The organism is Mycobacterium ostraviense, from assembly GCF_002705925.1.
In the GTDB taxonomy this organism is placed as follows: domain Bacteria; phylum Actinomycetota; class Actinomycetes; order Mycobacteriales; family Mycobacteriaceae; genus Mycobacterium; species Mycobacterium ostraviense.
In genome coordinates this window covers 1-288 of record NZ_NKRE01000020.1, presented here as the reverse complement: position 1 = coordinate 288, position 288 = coordinate 1, and the positions used below count along the sequence as shown (strand labels likewise).

Below are 288 nucleotides of genomic sequence, written 5' to 3'. Positions count from 1 at the left end.
CGAGCGCCGCTACCTCAGCTGTGATGCCACCGCTGAAGTCTGGTTCGAACGCGACGGCCAGCTCCTCGGCGCCGGCCGGGCGACCCGCCTGATCAACCGCCGGCTGCGCCGCGCCCTGGAGCACCGCGACCAAACCTGCGCAGTACCCGGTTGCGGGGCCACCCGCGGCCTACACGCCCACCACATTCGGCACTGGGAAGACGGCGGCGCCACCGAGCTGGACAACCTGGTGCTGGTCTGCCCCTATCACCACCGCAGCCACCACCGCGGCATCATCACCATCACCGG

General features: G+C 70.8%; 1 protein-coding gene. It reads left to right on the top strand.

Features of this window, described 5'->3' with window-relative positions; all coding sequences use genetic code 11:
* A partial coding sequence (locus CDN38_RS27645) for an HNH endonuclease signature motif containing protein (RefSeq protein ID WP_142361384.1) occupies positions 1-288 on the top strand: 288 nt, incomplete at both ends.